The organism is Paenibacillus sp. FSL k6-2145 (assembly GCF_037976585.1).
GTDB lineage: Bacteria > Bacillota > Bacilli > Paenibacillales > Paenibacillaceae > Paenibacillus.
This window is the reverse complement of sequence record NZ_CP150267.1, coordinates 5,026,543-5,040,872: the sequence shown is the minus strand read 5'-3', so window position 1 is coordinate 5,040,872 and position 14,330 is coordinate 5,026,543. Positions and strand designations below refer to the sequence as shown.

The 14,330-nt window shown below is 44.4% G+C and carries 15 protein-coding genes; 5 read left to right on the top strand and 10 right to left on the bottom strand.

Translation table 11 applies throughout. From position 1 onward, the window contains the following. Positions 1–153 precede the first annotated feature (153 nt). On the bottom strand, positions 154–1,710 hold the full coding sequence (locus NZ043_RS22545) for an ABC-F family ATP-binding cassette domain-containing protein (protein ID WP_017688769.1): 1,557 nt from the start codon (positions 1,708–1,710) through the stop codon (positions 154–156). A gap of 197 nt (positions 1,711–1,907) precedes the next feature. Between NZ043_RS22545 and NZ043_RS22540 the strand changes: the two genes are divergently transcribed. After that, positions 1,908–2,381, top strand: a complete 474-nt coding sequence (locus NZ043_RS22540; RefSeq protein ID WP_339309277.1) for an SET domain-containing protein — start codon at positions 1,908–1,910, stop codon at positions 2,379–2,381. A 231-nt stretch (positions 2,382–2,612) separates the two neighbouring features. On the opposite strand, the gene NZ043_RS22535 is transcribed toward NZ043_RS22540, so the two are convergent. From NZ043_RS22535 to NZ043_RS22505, 7 genes are all read right to left on the bottom strand, one after another. Further along, positions 2,613–3,221 carry a DUF1349 domain-containing protein gene (locus NZ043_RS22535; protein ID WP_249910879.1) on the bottom strand — a complete coding sequence of 203 codons (609 nt, stop codon included), beginning with the start codon at positions 3,219–3,221 and terminating at the stop codon, positions 2,613–2,615. A 57-nt stretch (positions 3,222–3,278) separates the two neighbouring features. Beyond that, entirely contained in the window at positions 3,279–4,625 is a 1,347-nt protein-coding gene (locus NZ043_RS22530; protein WP_339312835.1) for an NAD(P)/FAD-dependent oxidoreductase, read from the bottom strand. A 50-nt stretch (positions 4,626–4,675) separates the two neighbouring features. Continuing rightward, positions 4,676–6,190, bottom strand: coding sequence for an osmoprotectant update ABC transporter permease/substrate-binding subunit OpuFB (opuFB, locus tag NZ043_RS22525; protein ID WP_339309276.1), 1,515 nt, complete (start codon positions 6,188–6,190; stop codon positions 4,676–4,678). Next, on the bottom strand, positions 6,183–7,157 hold the full coding sequence (locus NZ043_RS22520) for an ABC transporter ATP-binding protein (RefSeq protein WP_339309275.1): 975 nt from the start codon (positions 7,155–7,157) through the stop codon (positions 6,183–6,185). The genes opuFB and NZ043_RS22520 overlap by 8 nt, the downstream gene beginning before the upstream one ends. A 221-nt stretch (positions 7,158–7,378) precedes the next feature. Beyond that, the gene (locus tag NZ043_RS22515) at positions 7,379–8,239 is read right to left on the bottom strand and encodes an ergot alkaloid biosynthesis protein (RefSeq protein WP_339309274.1); all 861 of its coding nucleotides are present in this window, start codon (positions 8,237–8,239) and stop codon (positions 7,379–7,381) included. Then, positions 8,226–8,675, bottom strand: a complete 450-nt coding sequence (locus NZ043_RS22510; protein ID WP_249910883.1) for a nuclear transport factor 2 family protein — start codon at positions 8,673–8,675, stop codon at positions 8,226–8,228. Before NZ043_RS22510 ends, NZ043_RS22515 begins: the two co-directional genes overlap by 14 nt. A 132-nt stretch (positions 8,676–8,807) precedes the next feature. After that, complete coding sequence (locus tag NZ043_RS22505; RefSeq protein ID WP_076327883.1) at positions 8,808–9,392, bottom strand: TetR/AcrR family transcriptional regulator; 585 nt, start codon at positions 9,390–9,392, stop codon at positions 8,808–8,810. A 167-nt stretch (positions 9,393–9,559) separates the two neighbouring features. Here NZ043_RS22505 and NZ043_RS22500 point away from each other — a divergent pair, with 167 nt between their 5' ends. Together NZ043_RS22500 and NZ043_RS22495 are read left to right on the top strand one after the other, a co-directional pair. After that, positions 9,560–9,922 (top strand): iron-sulfur cluster biosynthesis family protein, encoded by a 363-nt coding sequence (locus NZ043_RS22500; RefSeq protein WP_339309273.1) that lies wholly within the window; start codon positions 9,560–9,562, stop codon positions 9,920–9,922. 423 nt (positions 9,923–10,345) lie between these two features. Continuing rightward, entirely contained in the window at positions 10,346–11,119 is a 774-nt protein-coding gene (locus NZ043_RS22495) for a M15 family metallopeptidase (protein ID WP_339309272.1), read from the top strand. Positions 11,120–11,253: 134 nt separating this feature from the next. On the opposite strand, the gene NZ043_RS22490 is transcribed toward NZ043_RS22495, so the two are convergent. Beyond that, complete coding sequence (locus NZ043_RS22490) at positions 11,254–11,493, bottom strand: hypothetical protein (protein ID WP_249910884.1); 240 nt, start codon at positions 11,491–11,493, stop codon at positions 11,254–11,256. Positions 11,494–11,623: 130 nt separating this feature from the next. Here NZ043_RS22490 and NZ043_RS22485 point away from each other — a divergent pair, with 130 nt between their 5' ends. After that, positions 11,624–12,256 (top strand): nitroreductase family protein, encoded by a 633-nt coding sequence (locus tag NZ043_RS22485; protein ID WP_339309271.1) that lies wholly within the window; start codon positions 11,624–11,626, stop codon positions 12,254–12,256. A gap of 48 nt (positions 12,257–12,304) precedes the next feature. On the opposite strand, the gene NZ043_RS22480 is transcribed toward NZ043_RS22485, so the two are convergent. Further along, positions 12,305–13,465 (bottom strand): leucine-rich repeat domain-containing protein, encoded by a 1,161-nt coding sequence (locus tag NZ043_RS22480; RefSeq protein ID WP_339309270.1) that lies wholly within the window; start codon positions 13,463–13,465, stop codon positions 12,305–12,307. 165 nt (positions 13,466–13,630) lie between these two features. Between NZ043_RS22480 and NZ043_RS22475 the strand changes: the two genes are divergently transcribed. Continuing rightward, positions 13,631–14,089: a GyrI-like domain-containing protein gene (locus tag NZ043_RS22475; protein ID WP_339309269.1), complete on the top strand. Its 459-nt coding sequence runs from the start codon at positions 13,631–13,633 to the stop codon at positions 14,087–14,089. The last annotated feature ends 241 nt before the right edge of the window (positions 14,090–14,330 follow it).

The window sequence follows — 14,330 nt, the reverse complement described above, 5'->3', positions numbered from 1 at the left end:
TGGGCTCAAACATTTTTCGTTAAAACCACGCAAAAAAAGCGCGAGTTCTGCCTGTTTTGCAAGCAAAATTCGCGCCTTTTCTCACCCTTCGAGCTTGTTCGCAAGCTCGCACGTGATTCGTAATCAAAAGCGGACTTTTTGAACAACCTCTAATTAGAATACTTTCGTGGTCCACGACTCACAGTTCCAAGTCTCCGTAACTACATCACGGTAGAATTCCGGTTCATGGGAGATCAGAAGAATACTGCCTTTGTAAGCCTTGAGCGCACGTTTCAACTCTTCCTTGGCATCAACGTCCAGATGGTTCGTCGGCTCATCGAGTACAAGCAGGTTGGTTTCGTTATTGATCAGCTTACAGAGACGCACTTTGGCTTTCTCGCCACCACTTAGTACAGCTACCTTGCTCTCAATGTGTTTTGTAGTCAAACCACATTTTGCAAGTGCAGCACGCACCTCGAATTGGGTATAGGAAGGGAACTCCTGCCAGATCTCTTCAATACACGTATTGTAGTTGGCATCCTTCATCTCTTGCTGGAAGTAACCAATCTCCAGATGTTCACCGCGTTGAACGGTTCCTTCCAGAGCCTGAATTTCACCCAGAATACTGCGCATCAGGGTTGTTTTACCGATTCCGTTCGCACCAACAAGGGCGATTTTCTGTCCGCGCTCCATACGCAGATCCAGTGGTCTGGATAACGGTTCGTTGTATCCAATTACAAGACCTTTGGTTTCAAAAATGAGCTTGCCGGATGTCCTTGCATCACGGAAATTGAACTGCGGTTTCGGTTTCTCCTTGGCGATCTCGATGACATCCATCTTGTCGAGTTTCTTCTGTCTGGACATCGCCATATTACGTGTAGCAACACTTGCTTTATTCCGCGCTACAAAATCCTTGAGGTCAGCAATCTCTTGTTGTTGGCGCTTGTAAGCCGACTCCAGCTGCTGTTTTCTCATCTCATGCACTTCCTGGAAATGATCATAATCGCCCACATAACGAGTTAGATTCTGGTTCTCCATGTGATAGATCAAGTTGATTACACTGTTCAGGAACGGAATATCGTGAGAAATGAGGATAAATGCATTCTCATATTCCTGCAAATAACGTTTCAGCCATTCGATATGCAATTCATCCAAATAGTTCGTAGGCTCATCGAGGAGCAAAATATCGGGTTTTTCCAGCAGCAGCTTAGCAAGCAGTACTTTGGTACGCTGTCCACCACTCAGGTCATTGACGTCTTTATCCAGACCGATATCCGTCAGACCCAGACCACGTGCGGTTTCATCCACTTTGGCATCGATCATGTAGAAATCCTGGTTTGTCAGTGTATCCTGAATCGTACCCACATCTTCAAGAAGTTGTTCGAGTTCCTCCGGGGTAACATCGCCCATTTTGCCATACATATCATTCATTTCCTGTTCCATGTCAAACAAATACTGGAACGCGCCGCGAAGTACGTCACGGATCGATTGGCCTTTGTTTAATACAGCATGCTGGTCCAGATAACCAACACGCATCCGTTTGGACCACTCCACCTTGCCTTCATCCGGCTGAAGTTTTCCTGTAATAATGTTCATGAAGGTGGATTTACCTTCACCATTAGCCCCGATCAGACCAATATGTTCGCCCTTCAAGAGGCGGAATGAAACGTCGTTAAAGATAGCACGGTCACCAAAACCGTGACTTAATTTTTCTACATTTAATATGCTCATTCATGACACCTTTTCTATATAGACTTAATTCTTTGTATATTATAAGCGTTATATCCTGCACAACTCAACGCCATATTAAAAAATATTGCACCTTTTTGTCTGAAATTTGCCTTATATGAAAGTATGGGTTAAAATTTTGCCTTAACGAATTACTACTATATAGAACGGAGCTCTTCGAAGAGCATCAGGTGAACAATATGATTGAAGTGAAACAATCCAAGTTGAGTGATGGTGGTGAGTTTAACCGCGGGGTATTTGCTACCGTAGATATTGCCAAGGGAACGCTTATCCATCAGGCACCCGTTGTGCCTTACCCAAATGAAGATCATGAGCATGTCGAAAAAACGATTTTGGAAGATTACGTGTTCGAATACGGGGCGAATCATACCGCCATTCTGCTGGGTTACGGCAGTCTAATTAACCACTCCTATGAACCTAACGCTACTTATGATATCAATTTTGATAACCACACCTTTGACTTCTACGCGTATACAGATATCAAAGCTGGCGAAGAAATCGTGATCAATTACAACGGTGAGGAAGACAGTATGGACCCGTTATGGTTCCTGGACGATTACGAGGAGCGTATGCTGGAGTTCAATAAGTCCAATGATGATGAGGGTGAAAAAGAGACCGAACCCCAGTCCCTGGATACGGACACGAGTAAATAAACGTTAAACTCAAGTAAAGTTCGCAAGCACTCTGTTGTATGTGCGAAAAGAACTCACTGACTCCGGTGAATGATGAAATGAGTAACTGGAGACTCTTCACAGTCCAAAGTTTAAACACAAAAAATAAGCAAGTCCTCCGTTAATGGAAAACTTGCTTATTTGTGTTGTCTTCGTTTCTAAGCCAGATACACCTATTCATGTTTCATTGTTTATCGTGCATCTTAACTTGTTTTAATCCGTAATCGGCGGATCTGTATGCAAGTCTTGATCGGGTGTCGTGGATCTCCACTTGGTAAATGCTACCTCGAACCCTGCACGCTTCGGTGAACACAAAAATGGACCTGCATGTTTGTTCGTCGGATAGGCAAACCGTGCAACCCGAATCGTACGCCAAGGATGCTCATCTGTGCGAGCACGAATGACAACGGCCTCGTTACTGTAGGAGGCTCTAATTGTTACGATTCGTCCACCCCACTCTGGCACAGGAGAGAGTGACCAATCGGAATACGTATCCGTCACGACGGCTCCAACATGTGCCACGCCATCATTGACCTCAACTCCAGCCTTGATCCATTGGTCTTCTCCGTACCATAACATTAGTCCCGCCTGATCATATAATTCGGTGAATGAGCTTAGATCAAACGATACCTCAATCGCTTCCGTTCCGTCCCATGGAGCAAGCATGGCATGTCCATCCCGATGACAGAACCCGTAGAATGTGTTCTCCCAGAAGTCACTGCCTTCCCGAGCTTCCACAACGAAACGATCCCCATCCATCCGTGCAGCAACGGGTTCCTTAGTCCACTTGCCTTCATGAAGCCCAATAAAATCCGTTGACATCGTTGTTTTCATCCTTCCTTCCGTCCCAAAGGGGAGTTCATCCTCACTTCATCACTTCTAAATTAAAGAACCCAGGTCCGATGCAGCAGTAGGATATGCAAAATTCATGGTGTTTAACTGATCGATAGTCAGATTGAACTGAATCGCCATTGCAAAAAGGTTGATCAATTCTTCTGTTTTGCTCCCGAGCACATGCGCACCCAGAATACGTCCGGTTGATTTATCGATCACCACTTTGGCCATGGCAAATTTTTCATGAGTTCGCTTGTAAGTATACCATTTCGACATATCATTTACCTGCACCTCGTAGCCCTCTTTCTTGGCTTGTTCCGTGCTCATACCTACAGCTCCAAGGGCAGGGACAGTAAACACAATGGAAGGCATCACTTTATAATTAGGTTTGTGTTGATTTCCCTCCAACAAATTAAACGATACAGCCCGGGATTCCTGACCTGCTAACGGGGTTAAAGGCAACCCTTTTGTATCAGTTACATCGCCAGCAGCATACACTCTCGGATTACTTTCACTTTGCAAGTACTCGTTCACCATAATCCCTTTTTTGCTGTAGCTGACGTTGGCTCTCTCCAATTCCAGCCCATTCACATTAGGAACACGCCCGGCTCCATGAACGACAAGTCCGCACTGCCACTGGTGATCTGCACCATTACGTGTGCCATGAACGACATAGGCGTTCCCCTCTTGCCGTATGGACTTCACCTCCGCGTTCAAGTGAACATGAATGCCGATCTCTTTTGATTTTTGCAACAAACATTCTACCAGCTCCGCATCAAACGACTTCAGAGGCTGTTCACTCCGATGCAGGATGTGGACTTCCGTCCCGGCTCTGGCCGCAATATGCGCAAACTCAAATGCAATGTATCCACCGCCTACCAGAACTAATCGATCCGGCAGCTGTTTCAGATCCAGAAAGTCGTCACTATATATAAGATGCTCTGAGCCCTCAATCTCAAGTGGCGCAGGTCTTGCACCGGTAGCAATCAGGATGTGTTTGCCATGGAGCACTTCTTCTCCCACTTGAATATGATTTTCATCGACAAATGAAGCTTTACCATGGAACGTATCCATTCCGGCCTGTTTGAATTGATCTTCACTTGCTCTAGGTATGCTTTCGGTAAAGGTGCGTTTAAAGGCCATAAGTTCAGACCAGTTGATGGTCGCCTGTCCCTGAATTCCTTTCCCTTGCATCCGTTCATTCCAGTCAATCAGCTCAGCCGCTCCAGCCAGCACTTTCTTGGGATCACAGCCACGCAGTGCACACGTTCCGCCGAACTCACGTTCATCAATTACAGCGATTTTCCAGCCAGCTTCAGCGCAACGGGTGATTACAGAGCTTGCCGCGCTTCCTGTGCCAATCGCAATCAAGTCATAAGTTTCTTGTGTCATCATGGTTCCTCCTCATCCTTTTGGTACATCTATTGCAGGGATGCCTGAAGTTACAGCAATCCAGCCTGTTTAAGGTACTCTGCTGCAACCTGTTCAGGATTCGCTCCCTCTACGTTCACGTCATAGTTCATCTGACGCATCTCATCATCCGTAATTTTGCCAGCAAGCTGATTCAGCACCTCAACCAGTTGTGGATATTGATCTGCCGTTTCTTGACGAAGCATCGGTGCGCCTTGATACGGCGGGAATAACTCCTGATCATCCTCCAGCACAACAAGTTCATATTGTCTCAACTCACTATCTGTGGAGTAGGCATCTACGAGGTTGATATCGCCACGTTGAACAGCACCATAGCGAAGCTTCGGTTCCATTGTCGCAACGTTCGGAAATTCAATCCCATACTTCTTCTGAATGCCTAGGTAACCGTCTTCCCGATCCGAGAATTCCAGCGTAAATCCTGCCTTCATCTGCTGTTCCACCGGTTTGAGATCCGAAATGGTCTTGAGATTGTATTGATCTGCGATGCTCTTTGGAACGGCCAACGTATACGTATTGTTGTAATCCATAGGGTTCAGCAGCACCATGTTGAACTGGCTCAGCATTCCATCTCTTGCCTGTTCGTACACCTCTGTCCGATCGGTACTCACTGCTGTTTCCTTCATGAATTCGGAGATCGCTGTCCCGGTGAATTCGGGATAGATGTCAATATCACCTGATTTGAGTGCATTGAAAAGGAATGGCGTTTTGCCTAATCCGGGTTTTAGTTCAACGGTCAGGTCTGTATCTTTTTCAATCAGCAATTTATACATGTTAATTAGAATCTCCGGTTCAGCTCCCAGTTTGCCAGCAATCACGAGATCCTTCTGTCCACCACGTGCCACGAAGGGAATGGTAATCACAAGTATCGCGATAAGAGCCAGCGAACCCAAGGTAACCAATGTTTTCTTGAAGGATAACCGCTGGAATTGACGCAATAGTACATCAAACAAAATAGCCAGCAATGCGGCCGGAATGGCTCCAAGGATGATCAGTGCCGTATCGTTCCGATCAATGCCCAGCAAAATTAATGCACCCAAACCTCCTGCGCCAATCAAAGCAGCAAGTGTCGCCGTTCCTACAATCAGGACCATCGCGGTCCGAATTCCGGCCATAATGACAGGCATCGCCAGTGGCAGTTCCACTTTGATTAGACGTTGCCAACTATTCATGCCCATCGCATTCGCCGCTTCGACCATGGAAGGATCGACTTCGGATATGCCTGTGTAAGTGTTACGAAGTACGGGAAGCAGCGCATACACCACCAATGCAATAATTGCAGGAAGTGTACCTATGCCGAATAACGGGATGAGTAATCCGAGAAGCGCCAGGGATGGGATAGTTTGCAACACAGCCGTAACCCCGATAATGGGTTCAGCCACTCTTGGTTTGCGTGTCAGGTATATACCAAGCGGAATAGCGATGAGGACAGCAAAGAACAATGCGATAAAAGAGATCTGAATATGTTCCAGGAGAGCAGACAATAACTGGCCTTTACGCTCGCTGAACACCTCCGTGAATCTACTCATGTCCATCACCTCGTTCCTGTAACTGGCCAGACCAGTACTTCATCAGATCAACTCGACTGATTTCGCCAATAATCTGGCGGTTACGTTCAACCAACAGATGGTCATGGGAAGCCATGATATCAACTAATTCTGTTAACGTAATGGAGACGGGAACGGCGGTTTTGGCTGATTTTGGTACATGACCCGGTGAGAGTGGTGACATGATGGATTCGAGATCAAAATCAGATTGTGAACTCGTATCGGTGTTAGGACCTCCAACAAACTCACGTACGAAGTCATCGGCTGGCTGCCGGATCAGCTCTTCCGGGGTACCTACCTGCAATATTTCTCCATCCTTCATAATGCAGATGCGATCGCCCAGCTTCATCGCTTCCTGAATATCATGAGTGACAAACACAATTGTTTTTTTCATCTGACGCTGGATATCCAGAATATCGTCCTGCAATTTCTCCCGACTCATCGGATCGAGTGCACTAAACGGTTCATCCATCAAAACTATCTCGGGATCAGCAGCGAGTGCACGCAACACACCAATTCTCTGCTGTTGTCCTCCGGATAACTCGGACGGTTTACGCTCACTGTACGTTTCTCCGTGCAAACCCACCATGTCCAGTAACGTATGTACACGCTCCTTGATTTGATCTGACTTCCATCTTCGCAGTTCAGGAACAACCGCAATATTTTCGGCAATTGTCATATGCGGGAATAGTGCAATCTGTTGCAGCACATATCCGATATTCCAGCGCAATTCGTGAATGTTGTATTCATCGATTGGGCGTTCATTAATGCGCACTTTTCCATCTGTTCGCTCAATCAGGCGATTGATCATTTTGAGCATGGTGGTTTTGCCACATCCACTCGGACCAATCATGACAAACAGTTCTCCCTTGTTAATGTTGAGGTTAACCTGACGTAAAGCCGTTGTTCCATCAGGATATTGTTTCGATACATTTTCGAACTGAATCATTCGCTCTCTTCGCCCCTTTATCTAGGGCGTGTCTCAGACACGCCCTAACATTCATCCTCATCTATTTCCCCAAAAGTGTGTTCGTATAATCACTGCTTTTCCGTGGTGTCCCTGGTTAGGGAGAGATCCATATTTGAATCAACGATGTCAACAAGCTGGTAGACATGCAAAAAGACGGGCACTAGGCACCGTCTTCTCATGATATGAAAATATTTCTTCCATTATTTCCATACTTCCATATGATTTTGAATAAATTGCTCGAATGAAATCGGGTTATTCCCCGTTATTTTTGTCACCGTATCTGTCGTTTGATCTTCTCTCCCCTCCTCCCGGATAGGCACATCCAGTCCTGCGAGGGCAGCAGCGTATTCTTCTGACATTCCTGCGCAAATCATGCTGTTCCTCAATTCATTGTCGGACAAAGATCCATGCTGGATGGACTGACCCAATACACGGCTCAAGACGTCTGCAACCTGTCCATAGGACAACGACTCCGGCCCTGTAATGATATGCTCCGTATTATGAGGAACAACATCTGTCAGAGCACGGAACGCAACTGCCGCGATATCATCTGCACTAACAAATCCAATTTTCCCGTCACCCGTAGCACTGTATATTTTCCCGAGTTGTTTCGTCGTCTCCCGATGCGGTCCCTCCGTAAAGTTCTCCATAAAATAGGATGGCTGCAATACAGTCCACTCAGGAGCATGGGCTTTTAAATACTGATGTACTTTGCCAAAAATAGGACCATCTTCATCAATTGAAGCACTGCCAAGCAAGACAAATCGCTTAATCCCACTCCACAATGCTTCCTTGATGAACGGAATCATGACGTCTTCTGGGGTCATGTCCATGACTGGCACGACAAGATACACTTGATTCACATTTTTCAGCGCCGGAGCATATGTCTCGGAATCATACCAATCAAAATAGACACAGTTATCATCAGAGCCAGAAAGAGATGGTTTAGTTCTTCCTGCCAAACGCACCGGATAATGATGCTTTTGAAGTATGGCCGCAACACGGCTTCCTGTCTTACCATTAGCCCCTGTAATAAGTGTCAACGGTTTATCTTTGATCATGCTTGTTACCTCCTAAGTCCGATTTGAGTACGACCATTGGATTCCAATAGTCTTTATAATGTGTAATTTTCCCATTAGAGTGGCTCACTACAGAGATGTAAGTTTGGTTGTATGGCTGACCTGTAACTAATGAACGCCCTTTACAAGTAAATTCAGCCACAAACTGTTGTTTCGTGGAATCAGCCAAGATCACCGGTTCAGAAAACTGCTGGATTTCAATCATCCCCAGTAGATTATGAAGATGATTCGTAATTGCAGCTTTTCCTTCCAGTTTCTGAGGATATCCTGCTGGTGCATATGGGAATTCGAAGATAGCTTCAGATGTATATAACTCCAACCATTGTTCCAGTTTTCCATCCAGTAGCAATTTAGTGAATCCATGCATGATCCGATGAGGTATACTATTGCCCGCTTCCAACTGCTGAGATTGTGTCATCCTTATTTCCTCCTTCAGTTTGTTTCGCGTTCTTTTTCCAGACCAATCGGTCTATAATAGTCAAAAAATAAACGCCCTAAGCGTTCATTTTCAAAAAAAGATAAAGAATCCTTACTCAAATCATGTAAAACATTAATCCATAGCCCTTAGGGTCATCTGTACAAAATCTCGCAGGGCTTCTGCGCTTGCACCACTTTTCGCCGTAAAGGTCAATGAGAGTCGGGAATAATTCAGAAAACGGGCAAGCCCGGGCAATTCTTCCTCTGCGTGCCTCAGTTCGCCACTCCTCTGGCCTCGTAACAGCGCAGTATGAAAAACATCTTCCATTTGTTGGTTAGTGGTTTGAATAAAGGCCGCGATTTCGTGATTTTGTGGTGCCTGTTCAACCGCGCTATTAATGATGAAACATTCATTACGACGTTCGTTGTCGGTCAACACGTTAACCGCTTCGTTGAACAACTCTGTCACGCCTTGCCTCACACTTGTGCATTCGTTTAATAGTTTGATCCCCGCCTCTGTCTTCTGCTGAATATAGAATTTAAGAGCAGAGACAAATAAATCATGTTTAGTTCCGTAGGTGTCATACAGGCTTTGCCGCGCAATGCCAAGTTCACTCAGCAGTAAGCTCAGAGATGTACCTTCATAACCGTACGCTCCAAATACAGACGTTGCTTTTCTTAGCACAGTCTCCGTGTCAAACTCCTTGGCTCTTCCCAATTGCAGACCTCACCTCCCTATTCATTAACTAAAGAATACCTTTTCCAGACTGATCAGTCAAGAAAATAAATGCTTTGATTTTTGCCAAAGTGGTATAATGTGAATAGAAGCTGAATGAATTCTTTTACCACTTACAACCATGACCACATATAAAGGAGTGTACCTATATGTATATTCAAATTACAGATTTGGCTGCAAAACGATTGACGGAAAGCCTTAATGACCAACCCGGATATTTCAAAGTGATCTATGACTTGGAAGGTTGCGGATGTAACGGAGTTATCGCTATTATCATTGTTGATGAACTTTCGGCTCTCGACGCGCAGATTGAAACCAATCTGGTTCCGTTCTATGTTGATCCGAAGCAGCAGCTGAACCTAGAACAACACATGAAGCTGGATACGGAAGAAAATTATCCTTCTTTCAAATTAAGCAGTGATTCTGGTGTGCTCAGCGCCAACGTTCGCGTTCGTGACACCCGTGCAGTAACAGCGGGAAGCTCCGGTGGATCTGACGCCTGCATGTTGTAATACAGTCTCCAGCATACTTGAAGTAATCTAGTAGTATCTCTCTTCACATCAAAAGCCGTTGCATCTAATGCAACGGTTTTTTTAACGTTCTTTTCTTTATATGCCTCTATCAGCGTTGCAAAAAAGACTCTATAAAAGATGAACTAAACATTTGCACGAAACGGAGAGGACAGAAAAAACCTGAAGAAACGAAGTGTTCGCCTTTATCCTAAGATTTTCACCATTATAAAATTGAATCAAAAAATCTGGGGATAACAGCGATCGGAAGGTTGTTCTGTCATCGAAGTGGCACGGTAAATACCCTCTAGTTAGATTTTATAGCAAACTTTGTTTACAACTCGGAAACAATTGGAGAACCTATGGATATAATCCTCTAGTATACTCGGTATATAGATTCATATATTCCGAGGAGGAACACACATCATGAAATCTTTTACTCGTAAATCCATCATATCTACAATTCTCGTAGGCTCTGTTGTAGCAGGTTCTGCATTTACTACGTTTCCCATCACTTCAAGCCTGAATTCCGTCGCGACTGCGGCAAGCTCCAGCTTCACTCAATTTCTGCATGATAATGCACCTGGTCGCACGATCAAAACGATTAAAAATGTGGCAACCGTGACCAATGTGTCCAGCACAGTTGTACTTGTCAATAAAAAGAGAAATCTGCCTTCAACTTATGCACCACAAGATTTGGTTGTACCTAATATTCCTTTTAGCTTCTCAGGTTCCAGTCCGAAGAAACAAATGCGTAAAGTAGCTGCAACCGCTATTGAAAAATTATTTGCCGCTGCCAAAAAAGACGGCATTGATATCAAAGCGGTGTCTGGCTATCGCTCTTATGCGACACAGAAATCGATCTTTGACCGTAATGCCAGCATCAAAGGTGAAGCTGTTGCCAATAAAACAAGTGCTCGGCCAGGACAAAGCGAACATCAGACTGGTCTAGCCATGGATATCTCCAGCGCTTCGGCTGGTTATGATCTTCAACAAAGCTTCGGCAACACCAAAGAAGGCAAATGGCTGAAAGCCAATGCCCACAAGTACGGATTCATCATCCGTTATGGCAAAGATCAGGAGAAATTGACTGGTTACTCCTATGAGCCATGGCATGTACGTTATGTAGGGGTATATATTGCTGGTGAGATTACCAACCAGAAACTTACGCTCGAGCAGTATTTGGAACGTACCAAATAAGGCAGGTTTGAACCCAAAGCTTCGACAGTTATTAGATCAGATAAAAGATGCGTGACTATAGATAACATGGCTGAAGGAGAAGATGGGGCCGCAACTGGCCCTCTTCTGCTTCAGTCTTTCATTTACCCACTTCATCATGTCCCAACGATTCTTCTAAAGACCAGTGGCAGTCTCTTCAGACCTTCTGTTCCAGCCCAAGAGCCTACTCCAGCAAGTATTGCATTATGGCACAAATAAAGTGCGACATTGTACACGATAGGGCCTAGAATAATCTCCACGACTACAAAACGTTTTAACGTCGATGATTGGATCACATATACCCGAAATTCATGAGGGTCATGTCCTCCCATATACCTTGCGATCAATGCTTTCATGAATCACCTCTAATGTTTTATTTTAGCGTATGGCAGACAATCCTTGTCTTATTCTAAAATAATACTTACATAAAGTAACTAAGTGTGTTATAGTCAGTTTATAAATCATACATAAGCGAGGGAAACTACCATGAGTGAGTTGGAGAATCTAGTCAAAAACCGTAGATCGGCCGTTATTTTTGAAGAAGGAATTGAAATTTCGGATTCGGAACTGCAAGAAATGTTTGCCCTGAACAAATTTGCACCATCTGCCTTTAACCTGCAACACACGCACTATCTAGTGATTAAAGACGAGGAACAGAAAGAGAAAGTCTATGAAGCTTCCCAGCAATATAAGGTAAAAACAGCTTCTGCGGTCATCGTGGTATTGGGCGACGTCAACGCGCATCATCATATCCGAACTATTAACGAAGGCTTGTTGAACCTGGGCGCACTCACTCCTTTCCAATACGAGCAGGAATCCCAAAGTGTCACTGAATTTTACGAATCTCGGGGCAGATTCTTCCAACGTGAGGATGCGATTCGCAATGCCAGCCTGTCTGCCATGCAATTGATGTTGATCGCTCAGGATCGCGGTTGGGACACTTGTCCAATGATTGGTTTTGACTCGGAAGAACTGCAACAGAGTTTGGAAATCCCTAACCATTACGTACCGGTTATGCTGATCACCATTGGCAAAAAGTCGGAAGCCAAACAGCGCCCACGCGGTTACCGTAAACCGATTAACGAATATGTTAGCTTCAACAAAATGCACGCTGAATAACATAAAAGTAGTTAAATGACACAGCAAAAAAGCCACGATCTCGTGGCTTTAATATGTTTCATAGATCAACGTATCCAACATGTGAAATTCATCGTCAAACTCCGCATATATGTATAGTCGACCAGCAGGTGTATCCCCCGCATCATAACCCAATCGGAAATATTGATCTCCCTGAAATTCTACATCAGCCAAAATCAATTCATTGATATCTTCGTCCGGATGAGCCTCGGCAATAGTTTTAAGCGCCTGCTCACCAAGCATGTCCCACCGTTTCCACGTCTTTTCCATATATGGGGATAGGGCTTCCATCTCTATCTTGGTTGAAACCTGTGCAGTGACTACCAGTTCTTTATCCTGAATATGTAAGTGCATCTGATAGTTGGACATCGATGCGTCATACTGAAACACACCCATCCCCTGAACTTCATGATCGGATTCAAAAATCAGATTGTCTGCATATTGCAGTCTCTCCAGCTTGGGATTAGCGCTATAATCCAACTTGATTAATTTGTTCTCGGAACAGTACAACTCTCTTAGTTGTACGTTATGGCGAATATCCAGCTCCCTTATATGGTTGTTAAAACAACGGACACTTTCTAAAACCATATTTGAACGAAAATCCAACTGTTTGATATGATTGTGATTACAGCGAAGTTCAATCAAGTTTGGACAACCTGTTACATCAAGTTCCAGCATGTAATTGTTGGCGCAATCAAGTCGCCGCAGTTGCTTATTCTGTTCAAGTTCAAGTGAGAAAAGAGCGTTATAACTGCAACTAAGTTCCTCCAACTGCTCAAGGTGCTCCGAAGCCAGCTCCGACAACATATTCCAATGACACTCCACCGTTATAAGTTTGGAATTATAAGAAAGATCTAATTTTCGAAGTCGATTAAAACTGCAATCCAGCACTTGCAATTCCGAATTGGAACGGAGGTCCAGTGTAAGAAGCTGATTCTCTCTGCAACGTAACGTCCTCAGCTTGTGATTCTGAGTAAGATCCAGACCGGTCAATTGATTATAGGCACAATCCAGCTCTTGAAGACCCCTGAAATACTCGATTCCATCAAGATTGCTAATATTGTGATTGGAAAGTTGCAATATCTCAACCTCACAAACGTCACTCTCCTGAATGAAATCCCGCTGATCACAAAAACGATCCAACACAACTTGCCTGAAACGTTCATCCGTGAAGGCATAAGTAATATCCATGTCTAACGCCTCCCCCTCTCGTTTTGCTCTATGGAACAGTCTTCCAACATATTATCCCTATTCTATGAGTTTCGTCGCCGGGATTCAACAATTACTTAAGCAAATTCTTTTATACCATGTTAGCATCCAACATGTAAGAGAAATCGTACAGAGAGGAAGATTTTCATGGAAATGTATATCGAAAACCTCCCGTCATATCGTCTCGCCTATGTTCGACAGGTTGGTCCTTACGGTCCAGCCAATGCTCAAGCGATGAATACGCTGAAACAATGGGCAGACAAAAACCAATTGCTTCATGAATCAGCAACATTACTGGGCATACCCCAAGATGACCCAACTACCACACCGCCCGAAAAATGTAGATATGATGCCTGTATTGTTATCACTGAATCTGAACGTCTGGAAGATGATTCTATTGAGATTGGCGAGTTATTAGGCGGAGATTATCTCATCTGTAAGGTGAGACATACGGCAGAAGCTATTCAGCAGGCATGGAATGTGATCATCCCTCATTTACAAACAAGTGGTTATCGGATGGACAACAAACCGGTTATAGAACGATATCGTTGGGCACTGCTCAATCAGCATTATTGCGAAATATGTGTGCCTGTAAGACCCGTGTAATCCACGTTACGAGGAAACAAAAAAAAGTGACTTCAGATTGAAGTCACTTTCTTGTTTAATACTATTACTTTTACTATTTAAGTTGAACTAATCATTTACACGATAACGGAGAGGACAGAAAAAACCTGAAAAAGCGAAGCGTTCGCCTAAAAGCTTTCTGAAAGAAAGCTGCATCGGAAGCATATGCTATCCCCGGATTTTTCCCTTGAGAAAAGGGAATCAAAAAAATCTGGGGATAACA

Coding starts and splice junctions, on each gene's coding strand:
- opuFB (WP_339309276.1), bottom strand. CDS start 6,190: ATGAGTAGATTCACGGAGGTGTTCAGCGAGCGTAAAGGCCAGTTATTG.
- NZ043_RS22480 (WP_339309270.1), bottom strand. CDS start 13,465: ATGGATATTACTTATGCCTTCACGGATGAACGTTTCAGGCAAGTTGTG.
- NZ043_RS22530 (WP_339312835.1), bottom strand. CDS start 4,625: ATGACACAAGAAACTTATGACTTGATTGCGATTGGCACAGGAAGCGCG.
- NZ043_RS22495 (WP_339309272.1), top strand. CDS start 10,346: ATGAAATCTTTTACTCGTAAATCCATCATATCTACAATTCTCGTAGGC.
- NZ043_RS22475 (WP_339309269.1), top strand. CDS start 13,631: ATGGAAATGTATATCGAAAACCTCCCGTCATATCGTCTCGCCTATGTT.
- NZ043_RS22535 (WP_249910879.1), bottom strand. CDS start 3,221: ATGTCAACGGATTTTATTGGGCTTCATGAAGGCAAGTGGACTAAGGAA.
- NZ043_RS22545 (WP_017688769.1), bottom strand. CDS start 1,710: ATGAGCATATTAAATGTAGAAAAATTAAGTCACGGTTTTGGTGACCGT.
- NZ043_RS22510 (WP_249910883.1), bottom strand. CDS start 8,675: ATGACACAATCTCAGCAGTTGGAAGCGGGCAATAGTATACCTCATCGG.
- NZ043_RS22500 (WP_339309273.1), top strand. CDS start 9,560: ATGTATATTCAAATTACAGATTTGGCTGCAAAACGATTGACGGAAAGC.
- NZ043_RS22490 (WP_249910884.1), bottom strand. CDS start 11,493: ATGAAAGCATTGATCGCAAGGTATATGGGAGGACATGACCCTCATGAA.
- NZ043_RS22520 (WP_339309275.1), bottom strand. CDS start 7,157: ATGATTCAGTTCGAAAATGTATCGAAACAATATCCTGATGGAACAACG.
- NZ043_RS22540 (WP_339309277.1), top strand. CDS start 1,908: ATGATTGAAGTGAAACAATCCAAGTTGAGTGATGGTGGTGAGTTTAAC.
- NZ043_RS22485 (WP_339309271.1), top strand. CDS start 11,624: ATGAGTGAGTTGGAGAATCTAGTCAAAAACCGTAGATCGGCCGTTATT.
- NZ043_RS22515 (WP_339309274.1), bottom strand. CDS start 8,239: ATGATCAAAGATAAACCGTTGACACTTATTACAGGGGCTAATGGTAAG.